At 73.1% G+C, this 23,074-nt stretch carries 20 protein-coding genes; 11 read left to right on the top strand and 9 right to left on the bottom strand.

Features of this window, described 5'->3' with window-relative positions:
- Nucleotides 1-49: 49 nt before the first annotated feature.
- Nucleotides 50-247, top strand: a complete 198-nt coding sequence (locus tag ACMCNN_RS21700; protein ID WP_130511407.1) for a hypothetical protein — start codon at nt 50-52, stop codon at nt 245-247.
- Nucleotides 244-1,053 carry a site-2 protease family protein gene (locus tag ACMCNN_RS21695; protein ID WP_412742350.1) on the top strand — a complete coding sequence of 270 codons (810 nt, stop codon included), beginning with the start codon at nt 244-246 and terminating at the stop codon, nt 1,051-1,053. The genes ACMCNN_RS21700 and ACMCNN_RS21695 overlap by 4 nt, the downstream gene beginning before the upstream one ends.
- A 28-nt stretch (nt 1,054-1,081) precedes the next feature.
- Here ACMCNN_RS21695 and ACMCNN_RS21690 read toward each other — a convergent pair whose 3' ends face one another.
- Nucleotides 1,082-2,077 carry an aldo/keto reductase family protein gene (locus ACMCNN_RS21690; protein WP_412742349.1) on the bottom strand — a complete coding sequence of 332 codons (996 nt, stop codon included), beginning with the start codon at nt 2,075-2,077 and terminating at the stop codon, nt 1,082-1,084.
- Between the two features lie 21 nt (nt 2,078-2,098).
- Nucleotides 2,099-5,473, bottom strand: coding sequence for a WG repeat-containing protein (locus ACMCNN_RS21685; RefSeq protein WP_412742348.1), 3,375 nt, complete (start codon nt 5,471-5,473; stop codon nt 2,099-2,101).
- A 124-nt stretch (nt 5,474-5,597) separates the two neighbouring features.
- On the opposite strand from ACMCNN_RS21685, the gene ACMCNN_RS21680 reads away from it, so the two are divergent.
- From ACMCNN_RS21680 to ACMCNN_RS21665, 4 genes are all read left to right on the top strand, one after another.
- Nucleotides 5,598-6,143 (top strand): hypothetical protein, encoded by a 546-nt coding sequence (locus tag ACMCNN_RS21680; RefSeq protein ID WP_412742347.1) that lies wholly within the window; start codon nt 5,598-5,600, stop codon nt 6,141-6,143.
- Between the two features lie 2,115 nt (nt 6,144-8,258).
- On the top strand, nt 8,259-9,119 hold the full coding sequence (locus ACMCNN_RS21675; RefSeq protein WP_412742346.1) for an ABC transporter permease: 861 nt from the start codon (nt 8,259-8,261) through the stop codon (nt 9,117-9,119).
- Entirely contained in the window at nt 9,112-9,918 is an 807-nt protein-coding gene (locus tag ACMCNN_RS21670; protein ID WP_412742345.1) for an ABC transporter permease, read from the top strand. The genes ACMCNN_RS21675 and ACMCNN_RS21670 overlap by 8 nt, the downstream gene beginning before the upstream one ends.
- 73 nt (nt 9,919-9,991) lie before the next feature.
- Nucleotides 9,992-10,972 (top strand): ATP-binding cassette domain-containing protein, encoded by a 981-nt coding sequence (locus tag ACMCNN_RS21665; protein WP_412742344.1) that lies wholly within the window; start codon nt 9,992-9,994, stop codon nt 10,970-10,972.
- A 10-nt stretch (nt 10,973-10,982) separates the two neighbouring features.
- Here ACMCNN_RS21665 and ACMCNN_RS21660 read toward each other — a convergent pair whose 3' ends face one another.
- The 5 genes from ACMCNN_RS21660 to nadA all read right to left on the bottom strand — a co-directional run bounded on the left by ACMCNN_RS21660 (nt 10,983) and on the right by nadA (nt 17,180).
- Nucleotides 10,983-12,050, bottom strand: a complete 1,068-nt coding sequence (locus tag ACMCNN_RS21660) for a TolB family protein (RefSeq protein WP_412742343.1) — start codon at nt 12,048-12,050, stop codon at nt 10,983-10,985.
- 49 nt (nt 12,051-12,099) lie between these two features.
- Nucleotides 12,100-13,407: an MFS transporter gene (locus tag ACMCNN_RS21655; RefSeq protein ID WP_412742342.1), complete on the bottom strand. Its 1,308-nt coding sequence runs from the start codon at nt 13,405-13,407 to the stop codon at nt 12,100-12,102.
- Nucleotides 13,408-13,621: 214 nt separating this feature from the next.
- Nucleotides 13,622-14,251: a DUF3043 domain-containing protein gene (locus tag ACMCNN_RS21650; RefSeq protein WP_412742341.1), complete on the bottom strand. Its 630-nt coding sequence runs from the start codon at nt 14,249-14,251 to the stop codon at nt 13,622-13,624.
- A gap of 173 nt (nt 14,252-14,424) precedes the next feature.
- Entirely contained in the window at nt 14,425-15,780 is a 1,356-nt protein-coding gene (gene murA, locus ACMCNN_RS21645) for a UDP-N-acetylglucosamine 1-carboxyvinyltransferase (protein ID WP_412742340.1), read from the bottom strand.
- Between the two features lie 221 nt (nt 15,781-16,001).
- A complete protein-coding gene (gene nadA / locus ACMCNN_RS21640; protein ID WP_412742339.1) occupies nt 16,002-17,180 on the bottom strand; it encodes a quinolinate synthase NadA in 1,179 nt (392 codons plus the stop codon).
- A 115-nt stretch (nt 17,181-17,295) separates the two neighbouring features.
- Between nadA and ACMCNN_RS21635 the strand changes: the two genes are divergently transcribed.
- From ACMCNN_RS21635 to ACMCNN_RS21620, 4 genes are all read left to right on the top strand, one after another.
- Nucleotides 17,296-18,408: a glycerate kinase gene (locus ACMCNN_RS21635; RefSeq protein ID WP_412742338.1), complete on the top strand. Its 1,113-nt coding sequence runs from the start codon at nt 17,296-17,298 to the stop codon at nt 18,406-18,408.
- Nucleotides 18,409-18,526: 118 nt separating this feature from the next.
- The gene (gene erpA, locus ACMCNN_RS21630; RefSeq protein WP_412742337.1) at nt 18,527-18,901 is read left to right on the top strand and encodes an iron-sulfur cluster insertion protein ErpA; all 375 of its coding nucleotides are present in this window, start codon (nt 18,527-18,529) and stop codon (nt 18,899-18,901) included.
- Nucleotides 18,902-19,049: 148 nt separating this feature from the next.
- Nucleotides 19,050-20,027 (top strand): carbohydrate kinase family protein, encoded by a 978-nt coding sequence (locus tag ACMCNN_RS21625; RefSeq protein ID WP_412742336.1) that lies wholly within the window; start codon nt 19,050-19,052, stop codon nt 20,025-20,027.
- Between the two features lie 7 nt (nt 20,028-20,034).
- Nucleotides 20,035-20,535, top strand: a complete 501-nt coding sequence (locus tag ACMCNN_RS21620; protein ID WP_412742335.1) for an AAA family ATPase — start codon at nt 20,035-20,037, stop codon at nt 20,533-20,535.
- Here the strand turns inward: ACMCNN_RS21620 and ACMCNN_RS21615 are convergent.
- A complete protein-coding gene (locus ACMCNN_RS21615) occupies nt 20,528-20,740 on the bottom strand; it encodes a sulfurtransferase TusA family protein (RefSeq protein WP_130511425.1) in 213 nt (70 codons plus the stop codon). The genes ACMCNN_RS21620 and ACMCNN_RS21615 overlap by 8 nt on opposite strands.
- The gene (locus ACMCNN_RS21610) at nt 20,737-21,894 is read right to left on the bottom strand and encodes a cysteine desulfurase family protein (RefSeq protein WP_412742334.1); all 1,158 of its coding nucleotides are present in this window, start codon (nt 21,892-21,894) and stop codon (nt 20,737-20,739) included. The genes ACMCNN_RS21615 and ACMCNN_RS21610 overlap by 4 nt, the downstream gene beginning before the upstream one ends.
- 202 nt (nt 21,895-22,096) lie before the next feature.
- Between ACMCNN_RS21610 and coxB the strand changes: the two genes are divergently transcribed.
- Nucleotides 22,097-23,071: a cytochrome c oxidase subunit II gene (gene coxB, locus ACMCNN_RS21605; RefSeq protein ID WP_412742333.1), complete on the top strand. Its 975-nt coding sequence runs from the start codon at nt 22,097-22,099 to the stop codon at nt 23,069-23,071.
- Nucleotides 23,072-23,074 lie beyond the last annotated feature (3 nt).

Below are 23,074 nucleotides of genomic sequence, written 5' to 3'. Positions count from 1 at the left end.
GGTTGGCAACCTGATCTACACGAGCCGACAGACACGAGGAGGCCGCGGGATGCCGTGGAGTTGGCGGTACGAGGGCGCCGACGGGCAGGCGATCGCCGGCCCGGTGGAGACGTTCAGCAGCCAGGCGGACGCCGAGTCGTGGATCGGTCAGGCGTGGCGTGAGCTGGCCGGTGCCGGGATCACCGCCGTCACCCTGGTCGAGGACGACCGGGAGGACTACAAGATGAGTCTGCTGCCGGCCGAGTGAACGTCCCGAGTTCCGTGGGGCCGCGCAACGCGTTCGTCCCCAGCCCGGTCTTCGTCGGCATCGTCGCGCTGACCGCGGTCAGCGGGTGGATGGCGTGGACCGGTTTCGGCAACGTCCGGGTCGACGTGTTCCTGTTCGTCGTCTGCGGCTGGCTGCTGTCGCTGTGCCTGCACGAGTACGCCCACGCCGCGGTCGCCTACGCGTGCGGGGACCGCGGCGTCGCCGAACGCGGCTACCTGCGGCTCAACCCGCTGAAATACACCAGCCCGCTGCTGTCCATCGTGCTGCCGATCATCGCGGTGGTGCTCGGCGGCATCGGCCTGCCCGGCGGTGCCGTGTGGATCGACCACTCGCTGGTCCGTACCCGGGCCCGCGAATCGCTGATCAGCCTCGCCGGGCCCGCCACCAACGTGGTGTTCGCGCTGATCATCGCGGTGCCGTTCGCGCTGGGCGCGGCGGACGACCTCGGCTTCACCGGCGGGGAGCTGATCGGTGCGCACGCCAACTTCTGGATCGCGCTGGCCGCGCTGGGCTTCCTGCAGGTGACCGCGAGCGTGCTCAACTTCATGCCCGTTCCCGGTCTGGACGGCGGCAACATCGTCCGGCCCTGGCTGAACCGCGAATACCAGCGGGCCTACGACCTGTTCGCCCCGTACGGATTCATGCTGTTGTTCGTGCTGTTGTGGCAGTCCAAGGTCAACGTGTGGTTCTTCAGCCTCGTCGGCATCCTGTGCGACGCCGTCGGCATTCCGGACCTGGCCGGGCGGGTGGGTCTGGAGTGGATGCGGTTCTGGTCCGAGATCTGAGCCCGGCCCAGAACCGCACCCCGTTACGTCAGGGGCGCCGGGCCGGGCTGGCCGTGTGCGCCGGGTCCCGCTCGGCGATCGGGTCGAGGATCTCGTCGATCGCCTTGAGCAGGTCGGCGTCGAGTTTCACGCCGGACGCCTTCGCGTTGTCGTAGACCTGCTCCGGGCGCGACGCGCCGACGATGGCGGCCGAGACGTTCGGGTTCTGCAGCACCCAGGCCACCGCCAGCTGCGCCATCGACAGCCCGGCCTGCTCGGCGAGCGGCCGCAGCTTCTGTACGGTCGTCAGCACCTCGTCGGCCAGCAGCCGCTGGATGAACCCGGAACCCGACTCGTCCGTCGCGCGCGACCCCGCCGGTGGCGGCTGGCCCGGCTGGTACTTGCCGGTGAGCACGCCCTGCGCGATCGGGGAGAAGACCACCTGGCCCAGCCCCAGCTCCTCGCACGTGGGCACCACCTCGGCCTCGATGACCCGCCACAGCATCGAGTACTGCGGCTGGTTCGAGACCAGCTGGAACTTCAGCTCCTTCGCCAGCGCGACGCCCGCGCGGATCTCCGACGCCTTCCACTCCGAGACGCCGATGTAGAGGGCCTTGCCGGAGTGCACGATGTCGGCGAACGCCTCCATCGTCTCCTCCAGCGGAGTCGAGTAGTCGAAGCGGTGGGCCTGGTAGACGTCGACGTAGTCGGTCTGCAGGCGGCGCAGCGAACCGGCGATCGATTCCATGATGTGCTTGCGGGACAGGCCGCGGTCGTTCGGGCCGGGGCCGGTCGGCCAGTAGACCTTCGTGAGGATCTCCAAACCCTCCCGGCGCTGTCCCTGCAGTGCGCGGCCGAGCACCTCCTCCGCGCGGGTGCCCGCGTACACGTCCGCGGTGTCGAAAGTCGTGATGCCCACGTCGAGGGCGGCCCGCACGCACGCGGCGGCGGCCTCCTCCTCGACCTGGGAGCCGTGAGTGATCCAGTTACCGTAGGCGATCTCGCTGATCATGAGGCCGGAACGGCCGAGGTGACGGAACTCCATTCCTGCGACCCTACCCGCCCCTTACAGGACGGGCCGGTCGTCCACCTGCCGCCGCGTCACCTCGTCCAGCGCCGCGGCCGGATTCGGGTGCACCAGTTCGACCAGCGGCTCGCCCTGCCGGTCCAGCGCACCCCACCGGCCGTCCCGGTCCCCGACCACGAACGCCGTCGGGTGGATCAGCAGGGCGGCGTGCACCGCGGGTACGACCTCCCGCCCGCCGCGGTCCACCACACCCTTGCGGTTGCCCGCGTCCACCACCGCCAGGCCCTCGTCGGTGAAGCCGTCCAGGTGCCGCCCGCCCGCCAGCGCGGTCGCGAACCCCAGGTACTTCGGCTGCACCACCAGCCGCCCGTCGCGGTCCACCGCACCCCAGCCGACGCCCCGGCGCACCGGGGCCAGCCCGTTGCGGAACGCGCGGACGTCGTCGAAGCCGCCCTCCACCACGACCCGGTTGCCCGCGTCGACGGCGAACCAGCCGCCGGTACCCTGCCGGGTCACCCACGCCAGCCCGTCGCCGAACGGGCCCACCCCGACGTACCCGGCCGACTCGTCGATCACCGTCGTGCCCGCGGCGTCGATCAGCTCCCACGCCCGCCCCGACGGGCGGCGCACCCACGCCAGACCCTCGTGGAACGGCGCCACGTCCGCGTAGCGCTGCGGCACCACCAGCACGCCGTCGGCGTCCGCGTACCCCCACAGGCCCGACTCGTGGTCCTGCGCCCGGTGCGGCCGCGCCGGCTGCTGCCGGACCTGCTCGGCCGTGCGCGCGTACGGCCCCCAGCCGGTCTCCCGGACCCTGGCGTGCACCACGTCCAGGGCCAGCTCGACCCGGGCGACCAGCTCCGGATCCTCGGCCCGGCGCAGATCCAGCGCCCGCTCGAACAGCGTGCACGCCTCCAGGTGACGCCCCTGCTCGAACCGGCACCGGGCTGCCAGCTCGGCGATCGCCGCGCGCAGCACGTCCGGCAGCTCGACGGAGTCGGCCTCGGCGTACCGGCGGTCGGCCTCGGCGTACTCACCGCGCCACTGCAGCACCACAGCCAACCGGGTCAGGACCAGCGCGGTGAGCCGCAGGTCAGTGGTCGCCTCGGCATGGCCCAGCGCCTCCCGGGCGTCCGCCAGTGCCGGATCCAGGTCGCCGAGGGCGCGCGAGGCCACCGCGCGCAGGCTCAGCAGGCGGGCGCGGACGGCGGCACGCTCCGCGTACTCCAGCTTGTCGGTCAGGCGATCCCGCACGACCCGCAGCGGGTCCGGGTCGTCGGCCAGCTCACGCAGCGTCGTCGGACACAACCGCCACGGGTACGCGGACAGCACGTCCTCGGGGTCGGTCCGGGTACGTGCCGGCTCGACGGGTGCCGAAGGGGTGACCGCCGGGCGGGTGGTCACGTCGAGGGCCGACACCGTCCGCTCCGCGCCCCACGGCGCCGCCGCCGGTCCGGGTCCTGCCGTCGGTTGGGGTTCCGCCGTCGGTTGGGGTTCCGTGGTCGTGGTCGCGGGTTCTTCAGTCGCCGGTCCGGGTTCGGGTTGAGCCGAGGTAGGTGCTTCGGGGACCTCCAGGTCGTCGGCGACCGACGCCGTGGTGGTCGCCGCATCCGGTGCGTCGTCATCCGCGGTCTGTGCGGCCGGGGCGGGTTCGGGTGCCCTGTCCCCGGATGGCGTCGCCACCAGGTCCGCCGACTCATCGATGGCGCCTTCGGCGGTCACCTCGTTCGGGGACGCGGCCGGGGCGGGACCAGATCTTGAAGAGTTCAGGTCAGCTTCTGACCCGAACTCTTCAACAATCTCGTCCGCGCCACCGTCCGCCACCTCTTCGCCGGCGGTCTCAGCGTCAGCGTCGTCGGTGTCCGCGCCGGATTCCGCCGCGGCCTCCGCGTCTGCCGCAGCTTCTGCCTCGGCTTCTGCCTCGGCTTCTGCCTCGGCTTCTGCCTCGGCTTCTGCCTCGGCTTCTGCCTCGGCTTCTGCCTCGGTCAGGACGGCTGCATCAGCGGCGTCGACGGCATCGCCGCGGGTGGCGTCGTCTTCGGTGCCGGTGCCGGTGCCGGTGCCGGTGCCGATGCCGGGGGCGTGGGCGTGGGCGTGGGGCGCCGGGGGTGCGTCCGTCGGGGCCGATTCGACTTCGGACGTTGACGGGGATGGTGACTGGCCCGGAGCGACCGGGTCTGGGATGGGTGAGTCCGGGTCGGACTCTGCCGCGCGCACGTCGGCGATGCGGCTTTCCTGCTCCGCTGCCGAGGTCGCAGGGTCCAAGCTGCTGACGCTTGCGGGCTCGGTTGCGGTGTCCGGGCCGCCGGCACTGGTCGCGGATTCAATATCTGAGTCGCTGGCGGGCTCGGTTGCATTGTCCGGGTTGTCTGCGCTGCTCGGGCGCTCTGCTGCGGTGCTCGGGCGCTCTGCTGCGGTGTTCGGATCGTTGGCGACGCTTGCGAGGTCGGCTTCCGCGCCCGCGTCGTGTGCGGTGCTCGGGCGCTCTGCTGCGGTGTTCGCGTCGTTGGTGATGCTTGCGAGGTCGGCTTCCGTGCCGGGGTGTGCGGTGCTCGGGGGCTCGGCTGCGGTCTGTGTCCGGTCGGTCGGCGTGCTGGCGGGATCGGCTTCGTTGTCGGCCTGCGCGTCCCCGCTGCCGGCGGCCTCCACGACTGTGGGCGGCTCGGTCGCTGACCGCATGTCGGCTGCCGAGACGAACTTGCCGGGCTCGGCGATGCCCTGCTCGGCCGGTCCGGCTGCCCGGGACGTGGCCGCGCCGCTCGACTCAGCCACGATCGCGTGCTGGGTGTCCGGGGCGGTCGGCTGCGGAGTGTCCGAGGCAGTCGGGTGCTGGACGTTCGGGACAGCCGGGCGACGGGTGTCCGGGGCGGTCCCTGTCGCGTGCTGGATGTCCCGCGTCGGTGCGGTGGCGTGTTCGACGTTCGGCTCGGTCGTGGGGGCGGGCGGTGTCGTCGCCGAAGCCGGCCCGTCCACTGTGAGCTGACCGGTGGGGCTGTCGGGAGTGGACGCCGCCGCTGGCACGTACCCGGCTTCGTCGTCTGCGGCACCGTGCAGGGTCGCGGGCGGGCCCAGAGACGGCGCGCCGAGCCCGCTGAGCTGCAGCAGCCAGCCGAGACCACGTTCGCCGCCGTCCGAGTCGCCCGTGGCGGTGGCAACGTTGTCGGCGGATGAGGCGGCGGCCCGTTCGCCGGCACTGAACGCCGGATCGACGGCCGTCGTACCCATGGTCGCCGGGCGGTCGGCGATTCCGGCCTCGTCCGGGGAGAACGGCACGACACCGGCGTCGACCACCTCGTCCGCTCTCGCATGTTCCTCGACGTGCCGGGACGGGCTGGTGTCGGGAGAGCCCGCGGGCTGCGGTTCGGTGCTGTCGCGTTCCTGCCGTGCGGCTGGATCCGACGTCGAGCCATCCACGGGCCCTGCGGCCGGTGGTGCCGTCGGGAGCCTCGCAAACCAGTCCTCGGGTGAAACCGGTGCCGTCGGCCCGGTGGGCGGCGCCGACGCGGGCGGCCCTGTGACCGGCGCTATCGGGGGCGCCGTGACCGGCGCAGTGGCCGAGGCGGCCGCGAATGGGACAGACGACACCCGTGGCACCGCGCCCACGGGCGGCGCCGACGACACCGGTGGCGCGGAACTGATGGGCGGCACCGAGGGCGCAGGTGGCATGGAGCCCACGGGCGGCGCGGGGCTCAGGGGCGGCGCGGGGCTCACGGGCGCCACGGTGCCCATGGGCGGCGCGGGGCTCAGGGGCGGCACGGTGCCCATGGGCGGCACGGTGCCCATGGGCGGCGCGAGGCTCACGGGCGGCGCGAGGCTCACGGGCGGCGCGGGGCTCACGGGCGGCGCGGAGGGCACCGGTGGCACGGAGCCCACAGGAGGTGCCGAGCTGACCGGCCGCGCGGGCGGCACGGACGGCATTGGCGGTGCGGAGGGCACCGGTGGTGCCACCGGAGAGGGGGCCAGGGGGACCGGCCGGTACTGCATCGGCGGACCGGTCTCGGGGACCACTCGCGGCGGCGCGGGCTGCGATCCCGGTACCTGCGGTAGCTGTTCCGGCCGGGCGTACGCCGCCGGGCCGGGCTGAGACCCGGGCAACCCCGCCGCAGGCTGGCGCCCGGCCGGACTTCCCGCTGCACGGTTCGGCACGGCCGGCGTCCCGTACGGCGGAGTGTCGTCGAAGGCCCGGCTCCGGCCGTCGTACGCCTGCGCGGCGTGGTGGTGCCCCTCCGGAACCGGCCCGTGCGGCGTGGCCGGGGGCTGCGCACCGCGCGGCGCGCCGGACGTGTGCCGCGGCCCGGGCAGCGGTACGCCGGACCGTGGCCCGCGCGGGCCTGCCTCGGGAAGCGCGGCATCCGGCCGGGGCCACCCCTGCTGATGTGCGTGCTCCTCCGCCCGCGCGTCGGCGGGACGGTGACCGGTTGTCTCGTCCCAGCGCGAACCGGCCGGGGGCCTGACGTCGCGTTGCCCTGCGCCGTGCGGGTGGGCAGGCCCGGTACGCGGAGCACCCCCTGACGGCGGCCAGGCGTCCTGGTGTCCCGGCTGCGGCGGCGCGCCCTGGTACGGCCCTCCCGGCTGCGCCGGAGCACCCTGATACGGACCCCCGGGCTGCGCCGGCGTTCCCGGGTACGGAACGCCGGACTGTGGCCGGGTGTCCTGGTACGGAACCGCCGCCTGCGGCGCGGAGCCCTGATACGGAACCCCGGACTGCGGCGCAGAGCCCTGATAGGGGACCCCGGACTGCGGCGGAGAGCCCTGGTACGGAACCCCGGCCTGCGGCGGCGTGCCCCGGCTCGGGACCGCCGGCTGCGGCGCGGAGACTTGGTGAGGGACTCCCGGCTGCGGCGCGGAGCCTTGGTGAGGGACTCCCGGCTGCGGCGCGGAGCCTTGGTGAGGGACTCCCGGCTGCGGCGCGGAGCCTTGGTGAGGGACTCCCGGCTGCGGCGCGGATCCCTGATACGGGACGCCCGACTGGGGCGGCGTGCCCTGGTACGGCACGCCGGACTGCGGCCGGCTGTCGTGGTGCGGCGGCTGCGGTCGGCCGTCCGGATATGGCGCGCCCGAGCGCGGCCGCGCATCCGGGTGCGGACCGGTGGGCCGCAGTTCCCGGGAGCCCCCGGGCGGCATGGAGGGATCCGGCCGACCCTGCCAGTGGCCGGGCGCCCCTTCGCGGCGACGACCGTCCGGCCCCCCATCGCGGTACTGCGGGTGGGACCGCTCGCCGCTACCGGGCGGCGGTCCGCCCGTCCGGGCCTCCGGTGGTACGCCGGCACCGGACCGCCCGGCCGCCGCTTGCGGCATGGCGTACCCGCCAGGCGGAGGCGGCACCTCACCCGGCCGTCGAGAACCGGGAGCCTCGCCAGCCCGGAACGGCGGCTGAGCGTCCGGTCGCAACGGTGGCTGCGGCGCACGCCCTCCCACCACAGGCCGGGGCTGCGCCGGCTGCTGGGGGCCGGGCTGCTGGGGGCCGGGCTGCTGGGGGCTGGGCTGCGGCGGGCCGGGCCGGTGCCCGGGCGGCGGTGTCCCGGCCCGCCCGGAGCCCGGAGCAGGCGGCGGCGCGGGTCGCCCGCGCTCTGCCGGGGAGGACGGTCCACCGACGTACGGCGTGGACTGCGGCGAACCAGGACGCGACGGCGGCGAGGACGGGGCCGGGGGCCAGGGACCGCGCTCGGCCATCCGCGGCCCGTAGTAGTTGGCCAGCGCCTCCTGCAGGTTCGGCTGCGCATCCCGGAACGGCACGTGGTTGTCGACCGGCCGGATGTGCTCGGGGTGCGGCACCGGGCGGTTCCAGGCAGGCTGTTCACGGGCGGTCGCGGCGCGGTGGCCCGCGGCGCCGTCCGGGTCACGGGTGTCCGCGCCGTCGGTCCAGGATGGCGGGTCGGCGGGAGGCGGATCGACCGTGGGGTCGAACACCGGTGTGTGCACCGCCCGCAGGCGGCCCTGGTCGCCGGGGTAGCGCTGGCCGGGCACCGGCTCCCATTCCCAGGTGATCTCGTACAGCCAGCCGGGCTCGTCGTCCCAGCCGCCGGCACCCGCGTGCGAGCTCCAGCCGTTCATCGGGCACCCGTGAGGGTGGCTGATGCTTGGCGACGCTCCGTCACGACGAGATCCACCTTGTCGGGAAATTGGGGAGGTGGCAGGGGGCACACCGGGTACATTCGCCCGGCTCCGCTGCCGGGGCATCGGGGAGGAGATTAACGGCGTGGACGGGCAGGACGCCAGGGTGCCGACGATCTCTCTACCTCGTCCGTTCCGGGGGGTGGCCGCGACGTTCGGTGCGCTCGTCTGGGCGGGTTTCCGCCGATGGGCGTCCTACCGGCAGGCCACGATGGCCGGATCGTTCACGAACATCGTCTTCGGGTTCCTTCGTTGTTACGTCCTGTTAGCCGTCGCGGCGGCCACCGTTAACGGCCGTCCGGCCGGATACGACGAGACCCAGCTAGTCACGTACGTCTGGGTGGGCCAGGGGCTACTCACCGTAGTGGCCCTGCTGGGGTGGTCGGAGCTGTCGGACCGCATCCGGTCGGGTGACGTGACCGTGGACCTGCTGCGCCCTGTGCATCCGGTGGTCTCATACCTCGCCCCGGATCTCGGCCGGGCGCTGCACCGGATGATGACAAGGTTCGTGCCGCCGGTGCTCGTCGGGGCGATCTTCTTCGACCTCTACCGGCCGGGGCGCTGGTGGACAGTGCCGCTGTTCGCCGTGTCCGTCGTGCTGGCCGTGGTGATCAGCTTCGGGTGCCGCTTCCTGGTCAACGCGACCGCCTTCTGGCTGCACGACGCCCGCGGGCCGGTCGTGCTCTGGGCCCTCGCGGGCGGCGCGCTGGCCGGGCTGTACTTCCCGCTGCGCCTGCTGCCGCACTGGCTGGCCGTGCTGCTGTGGGTCGGCACGCCGTTCCCGGGGATGCTGCAGACCCCGCTCGACGTGCTGACCGAGCGCGATCCACCGGCCCTGCAGGCGGCCCTCGTCGGGTTGCAGGTGGTGTGGGCGGCGGCGCTGCTGGCCGCGTGCGCGGCGGTGCAGCGCCGGGCGGAGCGCAGGCTGGTGGCGCAGGGTGGGTGAGCGACGTTTTCCCGCGTACGCGGCACTGCTGGCCGCCCAGTTCCGCTCGGCCGCGTCGTACCGGGCGTCGTTCGTGGTGGAACTGACGACCAACCTCGGCGCCACCGCGATGGACGTGCTCACCGTGATCGTGCTGTTCCGGCCCGCGCCGCGGGTGGGCGGGTTCACCCTGCCCCAGGCGCTGCTCATGGTGAGCCTGGCGTCGTGCGCGTTCGTGGTGGCCGACATCTGTGTGGGCAACATCGACCGGCTGCAGTCCTATGTGCGCACGGGCACCCTGGACGCGGTGCTGATCCGCCCGCTGGGGGTGCTCGCTCAGCTGATGCTCATGGATCTGCCGTTGCGTAAGGCGCTGCGACTGGTGCTGGCGCTCGTGGTGCTCGGCGTCGCCCTGCACGCCAACCCGATCGTCTGGACACCGGCGCGGCTGGCGCTGCTGGTCGCCGCCCCGATCTTCGGCGCGATCTTCTTCGGCGCGATCTTCGTGGTGAGCGCCAGCCTGGCGTTCTGGTGGGTGGACTCGGGCGAGCTGGGCAGCGCTTTCACGTACGGCGGGCGCGACTTCGCGTCGTACCCGGTCACGGTCTTCGAGGGCTGGTTCCGGGCGCTGTTCGCGTACGGTCTCGGCTTCGCCTTCGTGGCCTACCAGCCCGCGCTGGCCCTGCTCGGCCTCGCCGACCCGCTCGGCCTGCCGCCCTGGGCCGGATACGTCTCGCCGCTGGTCGCGCTGCTCGCGGCCGGCGTGGCCGCGCTCGCCTGGCGGTCGGGGATCCGCCAGTACCGAAGTACGGGGTCATGACCGACTGCACCGAGCGGAGCGAGGGCCGGGAGGGCATGACGAAGGCGGCAGAGCTCGTGAGGAAGGAGTGGCCATGGCCGCGGTGATCGAGGCGCGGGGGCTGTGCAAGGACTTCACGGTCCGGGTACGCGCCGGCCGGCTGCGCCGGACGAAGCGCATCGTGCCGGCCGTGGCCGGCGTGGATCTGTGCGTCCAGCCGGGCGAGATGCTCGGCTACATCGGCCCGAACGGCGCCGGCAAGTCGACCACGCTGAAGATGCTGACCGGGGTGCTGACCCCGTCGGCCGGGGAGGTGTCGGTGTGCGGGCTGGCCCCGGTGCCGCAGCGGACCAGGCTGGCGCTGCGCATCGGGGTGGTCTTCGGTCAGCGCTCGCAGCTGTGGTGGGATCTGCCGCTGGGCGAGTCGTTCGCGCTGCTGCGGCACGTCTACCGGGTGCCGGTCGCCGATCACGCCGCCCGGCTGCGCCGCTGCCGGGCCCTGCTCGACCTGGACGAGTTCCTCGACACCCCGGTCCGTCAGCTGTCGCTGGGCCAGCGGATGCGCGGCGAGCTGACCGCGGCGCTGCTGCACGGCCCGCAGGTGCTGTTCCTGGACGAGCCGACCATCGGCCTGGACGTGACGAGCAAGCAGGCGGTGCGCGCGTTCCTGGCGGAGCTGGGCGCGGGCGGCGACGTGACGCTGGTGCTCACCACCCACGACCTGGCCGACATCGAACGGCTGTGCCGCCGCCTCGTGGTGATCGACCACGGCCGGGTGGTGCACGACGGCACGATCGAGGCGCTGCACACCAGGTATGGCTCCCGCCGCCGCCTGGTCGCCGACCTCGACGCCCCGCTGCCGCCCGGGTTCGCCGTGCCCGGCGCGGCACTGACCGGGGTCGAGGCCGACGGGCACCGGGTGAGCTTCGAGCTGGAGTCGGCGTCCGCGGGAGCGGTGGTGGCCGCGCTGACGTCGTTGGCCTCGCTGCGTGACCTGTCGCTGGTGGAGCCGGACATCGAGGACGTGGTGTCCCGCCTCTACCGGGACCGGCCCCCGGACCGGGCCGCCCACTGATAAGCGGGGTTCACCGGACGACCGCGGGCGACCAGCCGTGGGGGATGAACAGCTGCGGGGTGCCGCCGCCGTCCGCGTCGGCCATCCAGACGTCGGTGGTCCGGGCCTCCTCGGGACCGGACTGCAGGCCGTACAGGACGTGCCGGTCGTCGAGCCATTCCGGCTGGTCGTCGACGCTGCGGGTCTCGGCCAGCGGGGTCTGCCGCCCGGTCGCGAGGTCCAGCACGGTGAGCCGCCACTGGCCGTCGGGCAGATCATCATGCTTCTTGTACGCGATCCGCGTGCCGTCCGGGGACAGCGAAGGGCATTCCACGTCCTCGTACAGTGCGGTGAGCCGCCGGTCCGCGACGCTGCCCCGCACCAGCCAGGTCCTGCCGCCGACCAGGGCGGTGGCGTAGAAGCGGTCGTCGTCGGCGAACGTCACGCCCCACAGGTTGCGGTCCCTGTCACGCCGGACCTTCCCGTCCACCACCAGTTCGAACTTCTCCAGGTCGACGGGTGCCCCACCGGCCGCCGGGGTGATCGTGGTGCGGGTGGAGAACGTGCCGGGGCTGGTGTACGAGTCGCCGTACACGAAGGCCGTGACCGCGGCGAGGCCGGCGTCTGGGGAGAGCCGGGTCCGGCTGTACAGGCCGGCGAGCTGGCCCAGGTCCCGCTCGGTCGACCAGTCGGGCCGCAGCAGGCGTACCTGGTAGCTGCGGGTGGTCAGGACGGTGTGCGCGGACAGGCAGACCGCGCGTACCCGCGTGGCGTCGACCCGGTCGCAGCTGGCCGGGGTGAGCGCCCGCGGCCCGGCCGGGTCGCCCAGCGGCACCACGGCGACCCTGCCCTGGTCGGGCCCGGCGCCGGTGTTGCGGAACACCACGTGCGGCCCGGCCGACACGCTCGCCCAGTCGCCGCCGGTGGCGGCGCGCGGCGCCCGGTCGCTCGCGCGCTGGGACTCCCGCCGGGCGTGGATCACGTACGCGACAGCGCCGAGCACGGCCACCAGCACCACGACGAGTACGGCCACGAGCCGGCCGCGACCCCGCCCGCGGCCGACGACCCCGTGCGGGTCATCCGCCGTGCCGTCGTTCATCGGCCTCCGTCCGGATGTCAGCGGTGCGGCCGGCCGCGGTGCCTTCGTGTCACGGGCGTGCGGTCGGATCGGCCGCCGGGGCCACGGGCTCGGACGGGCTCGGGTTCGGGCCGCCGCGGGCGCGACCCGGCAGGCCCGTCGGCAGGGTCGCGCCGCGCAGCAGAACGGCGGCCACCGGCAGCGCCGTGGCCAGCAGCATCGCGAACACCAGCAGTCCCGGACGCGCCCCGACGGCCGACCATAGTGCACCGAACGCGACCGACGCGGCGAAACGGGCGAGAACCGTGACGGTCTGGGCGGCGGCGATCCCGCTGGTCCGGGTCTCGGCGGCGACCAGGCGGCTCACCAGCGCCGGCAGCACGCCGTCGGTGGCGGCGTAGAACGTACCCAGCAGCGCCAGCACGGCCACGAGCGTGACCGGGCCGCGGGCCGGACCGGCCGCCACCAGGTAGGCGGCGAGCAGGGCGATGTGGCCCGCCAGTAGGACGCGGCCCCGGCCCAGCCGGTCGGCCAGGCGGCCCAGCGGCAGCGCCAGCAGCAGGTACGCCAGGTTCGTGCCGACGAACAGCAGCGGGAACCACCGGACGTCCAGCCGGTCCTGCTGCTGCACCGCCAGATAGAGGAAGCCGTCGCCGATCGTGACCGCGCCGAGCAGCGCGCAGGCCAGCAACGGCCGGCGCAGCCGCGGCCCGGTCACCTCGCGCAGCACGTCGCCCAGCCGGACCCGGGTGCCCCGGTTGGTGCGCCGGTCGGGCACGAGCAGGATCAGCACGGCGAGGCCGACCGCGGCGACCGCGAACGCCACCACGAACACCGCGTCGTAGCCCCGGGGCACGGCGGCCAGCAGCAGGAAGGCGACCAGCGGTCCGAGCGCGGCACCGATCGTGTCCAGCATCCGGTGCACCCCGAACGCCCGGCCCAGCGCGTGTGGCGGGGAGGCGTCGGCGATCAGCGCGTCGCGCGGCGCGGTCCGCAGCCCCTTGCCGAGGCGGTCCGCCGTGATCACCGCGGTGATGGCGGCCAGGCCGTTCGCGGGCAGCAGGGCGATCTTGCTGAGCGCCGACATGCCGTACCCGATCACCGCGACCCATTTGGCCCGGTCGCTGCGGTCGCCCGCGTATCCGCCGGCCATCCGGACCAGCGCGCTGACCCCCTGGTACGCCCCGTCGACCAGGCCGTACCCGAGGTAGCCGAGCCCGGCCTGGGCGGTGAGGTACAGCGGCAGGACCGCGGCGACCATCTCGGAGGAGACGTCGGTGAGCATGCTGACGACGCCGAGCAGCAGGACGGTGGTGGCGATCCGGCCCGCCACGCCACCGGTCTTCGCCGCCGGGCGGTCGCGCACCGATACGTACATCTGTCCCGTCTCTCGAATGCAGGCCCCCGTGGAGCGCCGAGGCAGGACTGCGGCGCCGCCGATCCGATCCCGCAAGCCTGGCCGTGCCGCGGAGCCGTTCGGTGCAGCGCCGGGGTGCGGGTGTGGTGCGGCGGGGCCTACCTCGTGAGCGGGCCCGCAAAGCGACGCCCCCGGAGCCATGGGCTTCCGGGGGCGTTTCGCGTGTCGGGGGTCGTCAGACCTTGGTGCCGATCTCGATCTGCGGCTTCGGGACGCGCATCTTGCGGAACGTCAGCCCGCGCATGATGCCGTACAGGTACAGCGAGCCCATCCGCTGGGTGGTCTTCGGGAACCGCTCGCCGATCAGCCGCTTGACCCGCCGGGCGATCAGGACGCTGTCCACGATCACACCGAGAGCCAGCAGCAGCCAGAGCACGTTCGCGCCCAGCTGCACCGCGGCCGGCATCCGTCCCGACGAGCCGATCAGGACGATCAGCGCCCCGGCGAAGAACCAGGTGCCGACCGTACGCCGGGAGTCGACGATGTTGCGGACCAGCGCCCGTTCCGGGCCGCGGTCGCGGGCCAGCAAGTACCGCTCGTCGCCCTGGCGCATCCCCTCGGCGGCGTCGGCCCGATCCTGGCGCTGACGCTCCCGCATCTGCTTGTACGCCTCGCGCCGGTTGGCCGGCGGCGTGGCCTCGGCCATCCGGCGGCCCGTGGCGGCCCGCTTCGGAGTGGCCTGGCCCAACTCCTTCTTGCTGGGGGTGTAGCTCTTCGGCCGGGACGGCTCGGCGGCCTCCGGCGTCACGGATTCGATCGCGTCGGAGACGACGTCGGTGGACTTGCGGCGAAACAGCGAGGGCACCCGCAAAGCCTAGCTGCCCGCGTCACCCTCGCTGTGCACCCCGTCCCTCGGCATGACCGAGCGCACCGAGCGAAGCGAGGGCCACGAGGGCATGCCCAGCTGGCGCGGCATGACCGAGCGCACCGAGCGAAGCGAGGGCCACGAGGGCATGCCCAGCGTGCGCAGTCCGGCGCTCAGAGCCGCTCGACGCGGGCGCCGAGCGCCGCCAGCTTGCCCTCGAAGTCCTCGTAGCCGCGGTTGATCAGATCCACGCCGTACACCCGGGACGTGCCCTCGGCCGCCAGCGCCGCGATCAGGTGGCTGAAGCCGGCCCGCAGGTCGGGGATGACCAGGTCGGCGGCGTGCAGCTTGGCCGGTCCGGCGATGACCGCGGAGTGCTTGAAGTTGCGCCGGCCGAACCGGCACGGGGTGCCGCCGAGGCAGTCCCGGTACACCTGGATGGTGGCGCCCATCTTGCCCAGCGCCTCGGTGTAGCCCAGGCGCTGCTCGTACACGGTCTCGTGGACGATCGACAGGCCGCGGGCCTGGGTCAGCGCGACGACCAGCGGCTGCTGCCAGTCGGTCATGAGGCCCGGGTGGACGTCGGTCTCCAGCGCGACGGCCTGCAGCTCGCCACCCGGGTGCCAGAAGCGGATGCCGCCCTCGGTGCCCGGTACCCCGGGACGCGTGGCGCGGGCGTCGGTGACCTCGAACTGTCCGCCCACGGAGCGGAACACGTTCAGGAACGTCATCATGTCGGCCTGCTGGGCGCCCAGCACCTCGATCTCACCGCGGGTGGCCAGCGCCGCGGCGGCCCAGCTGGCGGCCTCGATCCGGTCCGGGATCGGCTTGTGCTGGTAGCCGTGCAGGCGGGGCACGCCCTTGATCTCGATGACCCGGTCGGTGTGCACCGTGATGATCGCGCCCATCTTCTGCAGGACGCAGATCAGGTCGATGATCTCCGGCTCGACCGCGGCGTTGCGCAGCTCGGTGACGCCCTCGGCCCGGACGGCCGTGAGCAGTACCTGCTCGGTGGCGCCGACGCTGGGGTACGGCAGCTCCAGCTTCGTGCCGTGCAGGCCGTTGGGCGCGGTCAGATGCATGCCCTCGGGCGTCTTGTCGACGATCGCGCCGAACTGCCGCAGCGCCTGGATGTGGAAGTCGATCGGGCGCGGGCCGATGTGGCAGCCGCCGAGGTCCGGGATGAACGCCCGGCCCAGGCGGTGCAGCAGCGGGCCGCAGAACAGGATCGGGATACGGCTGGACCCGGCGTGCACGTTGATCTCGTCGGCGCTGGCGCTCTCCACGTTCGTGGGGTCCATGACGAGTTCGCCGTCGTCCTCGCCCTTGCTGACCTTGACGCCGTGCAGCTCGAGCAGGCCGCTGACGACCTCGACGTCGCGGATGCGCGGCACGTCGTACAGGCGGCTGGGGGTTTCGCCCAGCAGGGCGGCCACCATGGCCTTGGAGACCAGGTTCTTGGCACCACGGACGCGGATCTGTCCGTGCAGCGGTGAGCCGCCGTGAACGACCAGGACGTCGTCGGTCAACGCAACCTCCAGCGTGGGGCGTCAGCGCCCGTAGGAACGGGGGGTGGGGCGCGCGGATCGGGGGAGATCCTGGGAAGCGCCGCCCGGGCACTATAGCGCTGAGTGATGATTGCAGAAACCACCAGAATGCTCAGGATGGCACGAATTGCTGATCTCAAGCATGGCTCAAGATTTCGCGAGGCGCATTCGGGTGACGCAAAGTAACGCTGGGTGACGTTCAGCTACGGCAGGGCGAGCATTTGGTCCAGAGCCGCCCGTGCGTGGTGCGCCGTGTCCGGATCGACTGTGATCTGGTTCGGCACGCGGCCCGCGACCAGTTCCTCCAGCGCCCACACCAGGTGGGGCAGGTCGATGCGGTTCATGGTGGAGCAGTAGCAGACCGTCCGGTCCAGAAACATGATCTGTTTGTCGGGGTGGGCCAGCGCGAGCCGCCGGACCAGGTTCAGCTCCGTGCCGACCGCCCACGCGGAGCCGGCCGGCGCGGCCTCCAGCGCCTTGATGATGTACTCCGTCGAGCCGACCTGGTCGGCGGCGCGGACCACGTCGTGGCGGCACTCCGGGTGCACGAGCACGTTGACGCCGGGCACCCGCTCGCGGACCTCGCGGACGCTGTCCAGGGTGAACCGGCCGTGCACGGAGCAGTGCCCGCGCCACAGGATCATCTTGGCCGACCGCAGCTGCTCGGGGGTGAGGCCGCCGTGCGGCTTGTGCGGGTCGTACAGCACGCAGTCGTCGAGGTCGAAGCCCATCTCCAGGACCGCGGTGTTGCGTCCCAGGTGCTGGTCGGGCAGGAAGAACACCTTCTCGCCCCGCTCGAACGCCCAGGTCAGCGCCCGCTTGGCGTTGGACGAAGTGCAGACCACCCCGGAGTTGCGCCCGACGAAGCCCTTGATGTCGGCCGACGAGTTCATGTACGTCACCGGCACCACCGAGTCGGCGATGCCGAGGTCGGTGAACAGGTCCCAGGCGGTCTCCACCTGGCCCAGCACGGCCATGTCGGCCATCGAGCACCCGGCCGCCAGGTCGGGCAGGACGACGCGCTGGTGGTCGCCGGTGAGGATGTCGGCGCTCTCGGCCATGAAGTGCACGCCGCAGAACATGATGAACTCCGCGTCCGGCCGGGCCGCTGCCTCCCGGGCCAACTTGAACGAGTCGCCGGTCACGTCCGCGAACCGGATGACCTCGTCGCGCTGGTAGTGGTGACCGAGCACGAAGACCCGCTCACCGAGCGCCGCCTTGGCCGCCTCCGCGCGGGCCACCAGGTCGGGGTCGCTCGGGGCGGGCAGGTCGCCGGGGCAGTCGACGCCGCGCTCGCTGGCCGGGTCGGAGCCGTGGCCGAGCAGCAGCAGGGCGGTCGCGGTGGGGGAGGGTTCGGTCCAGGTCGACGTCACGAACACCATGTTTCCATAGCGTCACACGCGAGAAATCGTGTCCTATCCCACGCCGGTGTCCGACCGCCGGGACACGGCCGCCCGGCGTGGGTCACCGGGCAGCGGCCCCGGTAGGTTCCCCGGGGTGCGCGTCCTGATCTGCCCGGACAAGTTCGCGGGCACACTGCCCGCTCCCGGCGTCGCCGCCGCGCTGGCCGAGGGCTGGCGCGCCGTGGCACCCGACGACGACCTCGTCCAGCGGCCGCTGTCCGACGGCGGTCCCGGCTTCGTCGAGGTCCTCGCCCGGGCGCTGCCCGGCCGCCGGGTGCCCGTCCGTACGGTCGACCCGCTGGGCCGCCCCGTGCCGGGGGAGCTGCTGCTGGTGGGCGCCACCGCGTACGTGGAGAGCGCCCAGGCGTGCGGCCTGCACCTGCTCTCCGCCGCCGAACGCGACCCGAACCTGACCACCTCCTACGGCCTGGGCCTGCTGCTGGCGGCCGCCGTGGAGGCCGGCGCCGCCGAGGTCGTCGTCGGTCTGGGCGGCTCGGCGGTCAACGACGGCGGCGCCGGGATGCTGGCCGCCCTGGGCGCGAGCCCGGTCGACGCGGCCGGCTACGCCCTGCCGTACGGCGGCGCCGCACTCACCGCCGCGGCGGGCCTGGCGGGTGCGCCGCAGCTGCGCCGGGTGTCCCTGGTCGCCGCCACGGACGTCGACAACCCCCTGACCGGCCTGTACGGCGCCAGCAGCGTGTACGGCCCGCAGAAGGGCGCCTCCCGCGCGGACGTGCTGCGCCTGGACGCCGCCCTGGAGCACTTCGCGGCAGTCCTGGAGCAGGCGTTCGGCACCACGGGCCTGGCTGCGCGTCCCGGTGCCGGGGCGGCCGGCGGGGTGGGGGCCGCCCTGCTGGCCCTCGGCGGCCGTACCGTGTCCGGAATCGCCCTGGTCATGAACCTCATCGGCCTGGACGCCGAGCTGGACGCGGCCGACCTGGTGGTCACCGGGGAGGGCGCGTTCGATCACCAGTCGCTGCGCGGCAAGGTGTGCGCCGGGATCGCGGGCGGCGCCCGCGACCGGGGTCTGCCCTGCGTGATCGTGGCCGGACGGGTCGAAACCGGACATCGGGAGGCGGCCAACGCCGGGGTGAGCGAGCTGCACTCCCTGGTCGCGCACTTCGGCGACGAGCGCACCGCGCTGGCCGAGCCGGACCGCGGGCTGCGCGAGGTCGGCACCCGGCTGGCCCGGCAATGGAGCCGTTGACCTGGTGTCGTTCATCTCGGCCCCACGAATTGGGAATGCCCCGGATGCGGGATAGCGTTGGTGGACTACGGCAGTATCTCTTCCACCGCACCATCCGCCATCGCAGGGAGAACCGCACGTGACCACTGAAGCGCACACCGAGTCGACCGAGGCCCCGGCCGCCGCGCCGACCGGCGTCATCCTGACCGACGTCGCGGCTGTGAAGGTCAAGGCCCTGATCGAGCAGGAGGGCCGGGACGACCTGCGGCTGCGGATCGCCGTGCAGCCGGGCGGCTGCTCGGGCCTGCGGTACCAGCTCTTCTTCGACGAGCGTTCGCTCGACGGCGACATCGTCTCCGACTTCGACGGCGTCGAGGTGGTCGTCGACCGGATGAGCGCGCCGTACCTGGCCGGTGCCACGATCGACTTCGCGGACCGCATCGACGCCCAGGGCTTCACCATCGACAACCCGAACGCGCAGAACTCCTGCGCCTGCGGCGACTCGTTCCACTGAGCCGCACCGCACCGACGCATCACACGGCCGTCCCCGGTTACCCGGGGGCGGCCGTGCTGTGTCCGCCCGGCGGCGTAAGAGTGTCGCGGTGGGGTCGGACCGGTAGGCTCTCCCGGTAATCCCCGCCGACCCGACCACGAGGGTTCTCATGAAGATCGCCGTCACCGGCTCGATCGCCACCGATCACCTGATGCACTTCCCCGGCCGGTTCGCCGACCAGCTGATCGCCGACCAGCTGCACAAGGTGTCGCTGTCCTTCCTCGTCGACGACCTGGTCGTGCGGCGCGGCGGGGTCGCCTCGAACATCGCGTTCGGGATGGGGCAGCTCGGTCTGAGGCCGATCCTGCTCGGCGCGGTCGGCGCCGACTTCGCGGACTACCGCTCGTGGCTCGAACGGCACCGCGTGGACTGCGACTCGGTGCACGTCAGCGAGGTCGCGCACACCGCCCGGTTCGTCTGCACCACCGACGACGACCTCAACCAGATCGCCTCGTTCTATGCGGGCGCGATGTCCGAGGCCCGCAACATCGAGCTCGCCCCTGTCGCGCAGCGCGCGGGCGGCCTCGACCTCGTGCTGATCAGCGCCAACGACCCCGCCGCGATGATCCGCCACTCGCAGGAGTGCCGGGACCGGGGCTACGCGTTCGCGGCGGACCCGTCGCAGCAGCTCGCCCGCATGGACGGCCGCGACGTGCTGACCCTGATCGACGGCGCCGACTACCTGCTCACCAACGAGTACGAGAAGTCGCTGCTGGAGACGAAGGCCGAACTCACCGACGTGCAGGTGCTGGAACACGTCAAGATCCGGGTCACCACGCTCGGCAAGGACGGCGTGGAGATCACCGGCAAGGGCCTGGAGCGGATCCACGTGCCGGTCGCCCGCGACGTCGTGGTGGGCGATCCCACCGGCGTCGGCGACGGCTTCCGCGCCGGTTTCTTCGCCGCCGTGAGCTGGGGACTCGGGCTGGAGCGGGCCGCGCAGGTCGGCTCGCTGCTGGCCGCGCTGGTGCTGGAGACGGTCGGCCCGCAGGAGTACGACGTCCGCAGCGACTTCTTCGCCAAGCGCCTGGCCGACTCGTACGGCGACGAGGCCGCCGCCGAGGTCATCCCGCACCTGCCCGCCTGAGCCACGGATGGTGCTGGCCGTCTTCGCCGGCCTGCCGGGGGTGGGCAAGAGCACGCTCGCCCGGCAGGTCGGTGCGGCGCTGCCCGCCGCCGTGCTCCCCGTCGACGCCGTCGACTTCACCCTGCGGGCCTACGAGGTCATCGAGCCGCGCCCCGGTTTCGCCGGGTACGCGGTGGTGGCCGCGCTGGCCGAGACGCAACTCACCATGGGCCACAGTGTGATCATCGACGCGGTCAACCCGGTGCGCGCCGCCCGGCAGATGTGGGTGGAGTTGGCGGAGCGGATGGAGGTGCCGCTGCGCGTGGTGGAGGTGATCTGCGGCGACGACGCGGAGCACCGCCGCCGCGTCGAGGCCCGGTACGCCGCCCGCGACCACGACGGCATCCCCGACTGGGTGCGGGTGCTGGAACGCGGCGCAGAGTACGAGCCGTACCCGGGGCCGCGGCTGGTGGTGGACACCCACCTGGCCAAGGATCCGGTCCCGCCGGTGGTCGACTACCTCAGCTGACCCGGCGCACGTCGTAACCCGGGCCGTCGGCCGCGCCGACGTACTGCTGGCCCTTGAGGCGGCACCACGCCGGGATGTCGTTGGCCGCGGCCGGGTCGTCGGCCAGCACCCGCACCACCTCGCCCACCGGCACCTGCGGCAGCCGCCGGGCCAGCGCGATCACCGGCAGCGGGCAGCGCTGGCCGAGGCAGTCGAGCACGATCACAGCCCGCTCACCCCGGCGGCGGCACGCAGGTCGGCCACGATGCCGGGCAGCACGGTCAGGAAGCGTTCGACCCCGTCCTCGGTGGTGTCGCGGTGCAGAGAGACCCGGACGTTGCCGTGGCTGAGCACCCCCATCGCCTCCAGCACGTGACTGGGCCGCAGGGTGGAGGCGGTGCACGACGAGCCGGACGAGACCGCGAACCCGGCGGCGTCCAGCGCGTGCAGCAGGGCCTCGCCGTCGACGTACAGGCAGGAGAAGGTGACCAGGTGCGGCAGCCGCCGTACCGGGTCGCCGACCACCTCGACGTCGGGCACGTCGGCCGCGACGCGCGCCCGGATGCGTTCGACCAGGGCGGACAGTCGCGCCGCCTCGGCCGCGGCCGAGGCGGCCACGGCCCGCAGCGACGCCGCCGCGGCCACCACCGCGGGCAGGTCCAGCGCGCCGACCGGGTGCGGCCGATGACGATCATCACCGGGGTACGGCGACAGCCACCGCACTCCCTTGCGGACGACCAGCAGTCCCACGCCGGGCGGCCCGCCCCACTTGCGGGCGCTGCCGGTCAGCAACGACCAGCCCTCGGGCACGTCCGCGTGCCCGAGCGACTGGGCCGCGTCCACCATCAACGGCACCCCGGCCGCGGCGCACGCCCGGGCCGCCTCGGTCACCGGCTGGACGGTGCCCACCTCGTGGCTCGCGCTGATCAGCGCGGCCAGCCCGACGCCGGGGGCGGCCACCGCGGCGCGCCACGCGTCCAGGTCCAGCCGGCCGAGCCGGTCCACGCCGACCCCGGTGGCGTCGCCGTGCAGCGCGGCCGCGTGCAGGACCGCGGAATGCTCGATCGCGGAGTGGATCAGCCGGGTGCCCGCGCGGCGCCGTCCGGCCAGGCCGCCCAGGACCGCGGCGTGCACCGCGGCGGTGCCGCCGGCAGTGAAGCTCACCTCGTCCGCGCGTACGCCGAGCACCTCGGCGACCGCGCCGTGCGCGGCGTCCAGCAGCTGACGGGCGCGGCGGGCGCCCGCGTACAGGCGGTCGGGGTCGGCCCAGCCGTCCTCCAGCGCCGCCAGCAGCGCCTGCCGGGCCACCGGATGCAGCGGGGTGGCGGTGGCCGCGTCCAGGTAGGTCGCGGCGCGGGCGCGATCGGACGTGTATTCCACCTGTGGAACGGTATCGTCCAGCTTGTCGGTGCAACGCCTGGGTGAGCTGAAGATCGGACCCCCGCAACGGGACGGTAGGGCCTGGTCGAGTAATGTGCGACCGTCGGTGACGCCTTGCCGCCGGTGTCCGGATCCGCGCTGATCGAGCGCTCCTAGGGCTCGGCCCCGCAGGGCGCACAGGGCTCGGCGCCAGGCGGCGCTCATGAGGGCTCGGCGCCAGGCGGCGCTGCATAGGAGGCAGGAGCAGGTGGGCGTAAAGAGTTCGGCCGCACGGCCACGAGCAGTCCGGCTCGCCGGGCTCGGCGTCGGTGGGGCGTTGCTGCTGACCCTGCTCGCGGGCTGTTCCGCGGACAGTATCGGTGCCAAGTTCGACTACTTCGGATGGCCGGGCACGGGCATCACTCCGCAGGGCCACCAGATGTACGACCTGTGGATCGCGTCCGTGATCGCGGCGCTCGTGGTCGGCTTCTTCGTGTGGGGCCTGATCTTCTGGTGCATCATCCGGTATCGCAAGCGCGGCGACGAGCTGCCGGTGCAGACCCGGTTCAACATGCCGATGGAGGTGCTCTACACGGTCACGCCGGTGCTGGTGGTCGCGATCCTCTTCTACTACACCGCGATCGTGCAGACCAGCGTCGACAAGCTGTCGAAGAACCCGGACCAGGTCGTCGAGATCGTCGCGTTCAAGTGGAACTGGCAGTTCAACTACCGCGAGGGCCAGGGTCCCGAGGGGCGTACGGTGGCCTCCACCGTGGGCTCGGCCGACGTGATCCCGCTGCTCGTGGTGCCCACCGGTAAGAAGATCCGGTTCGAGGAGACCAGCCGGGACGTCATCCACTCGTTCTGGGTGCCGGACATGTTGTTCAAGCGCGACGTCTTCCCCGGCAACACCCGCAACGTGTTCGAGGTGACCTTCGACAAGGAGGGCCGCTACGTCGGCCGGTGTGCCGAGCTGTGCGGGACGTACCACGCGTTCATGCAGTTCGAGCTGGTCGTGGTGTCGCCGGAGCGGTTCGACCAGTTCATCAAGGCGAAGGTGGCCGGCTCCAGCACGCCGGAGGCGATGGCCGTCATCGGTTTCACCGGTGACCAGGCGTTCGCCGTGAAGACCAAGCCGCTCGACACGCGGCGGCAGGGGCAGAGCTGGTACCAGCCGCAGACGGCGATCGGGAAGTAGGGA

Origin of the sequence: Krasilnikovia sp. MM14-A1004 (assembly GCF_047159485.1) — a bacterium.
In the GTDB taxonomy this organism is placed as follows: Bacteria; Actinomycetota; Actinomycetes; order Mycobacteriales; family Micromonosporaceae; genus Actinoplanes.
Note: the sequence above shows the minus strand (reverse complement) of the source record. Positions and strands in the feature narration are given on the sequence as shown.

Bases quoted from the DNA above. Each gene is read 5' to 3' on its own strand.
- ACMCNN_RS21700 (WP_130511407.1), top strand. From the start codon at position 50: ATGCCGTGGAGTTGGCGGTACGAGGGCGCCGACGGGCAGGCGATCGCC.
- ACMCNN_RS21690 (WP_412742349.1), bottom strand. From the start codon at position 2,077: ATGGAGTTCCGTCACCTCGGCCGTTCCGGCCTCATGATCAGCGAGATC.
- ACMCNN_RS21665 (WP_412742344.1), top strand. From the start codon at position 9,992: ATGGCCGCGGTGATCGAGGCGCGGGGGCTGTGCAAGGACTTCACGGTC.
- ACMCNN_RS21660 (WP_412742343.1), bottom strand. From the start codon at position 12,050: ATGAACGACGGCACGGCGGATGACCCGCACGGGGTCGTCGGCCGCGGG.
- ACMCNN_RS21655 (WP_412742342.1), bottom strand. From the start codon at position 13,407: ATGTACGTATCGGTGCGCGACCGCCCGGCGGCGAAGACCGGTGGCGTG.
- nadA (WP_412742339.1), bottom strand. From the start codon at position 17,180: ATGGTGTTCGTGACGTCGACCTGGACCGAACCCTCCCCCACCGCGACC.
- ACMCNN_RS21625 (WP_412742336.1), top strand. From the start codon at position 19,050: ATGAAGATCGCCGTCACCGGCTCGATCGCCACCGATCACCTGATGCAC.
- ACMCNN_RS21620 (WP_412742335.1), top strand. From the start codon at position 20,035: ATGGTGCTGGCCGTCTTCGCCGGCCTGCCGGGGGTGGGCAAGAGCACG.
- coxB (WP_412742333.1), top strand. From the start codon at position 22,097: ATGAGGGCTCGGCGCCAGGCGGCGCTGCATAGGAGGCAGGAGCAGGTG.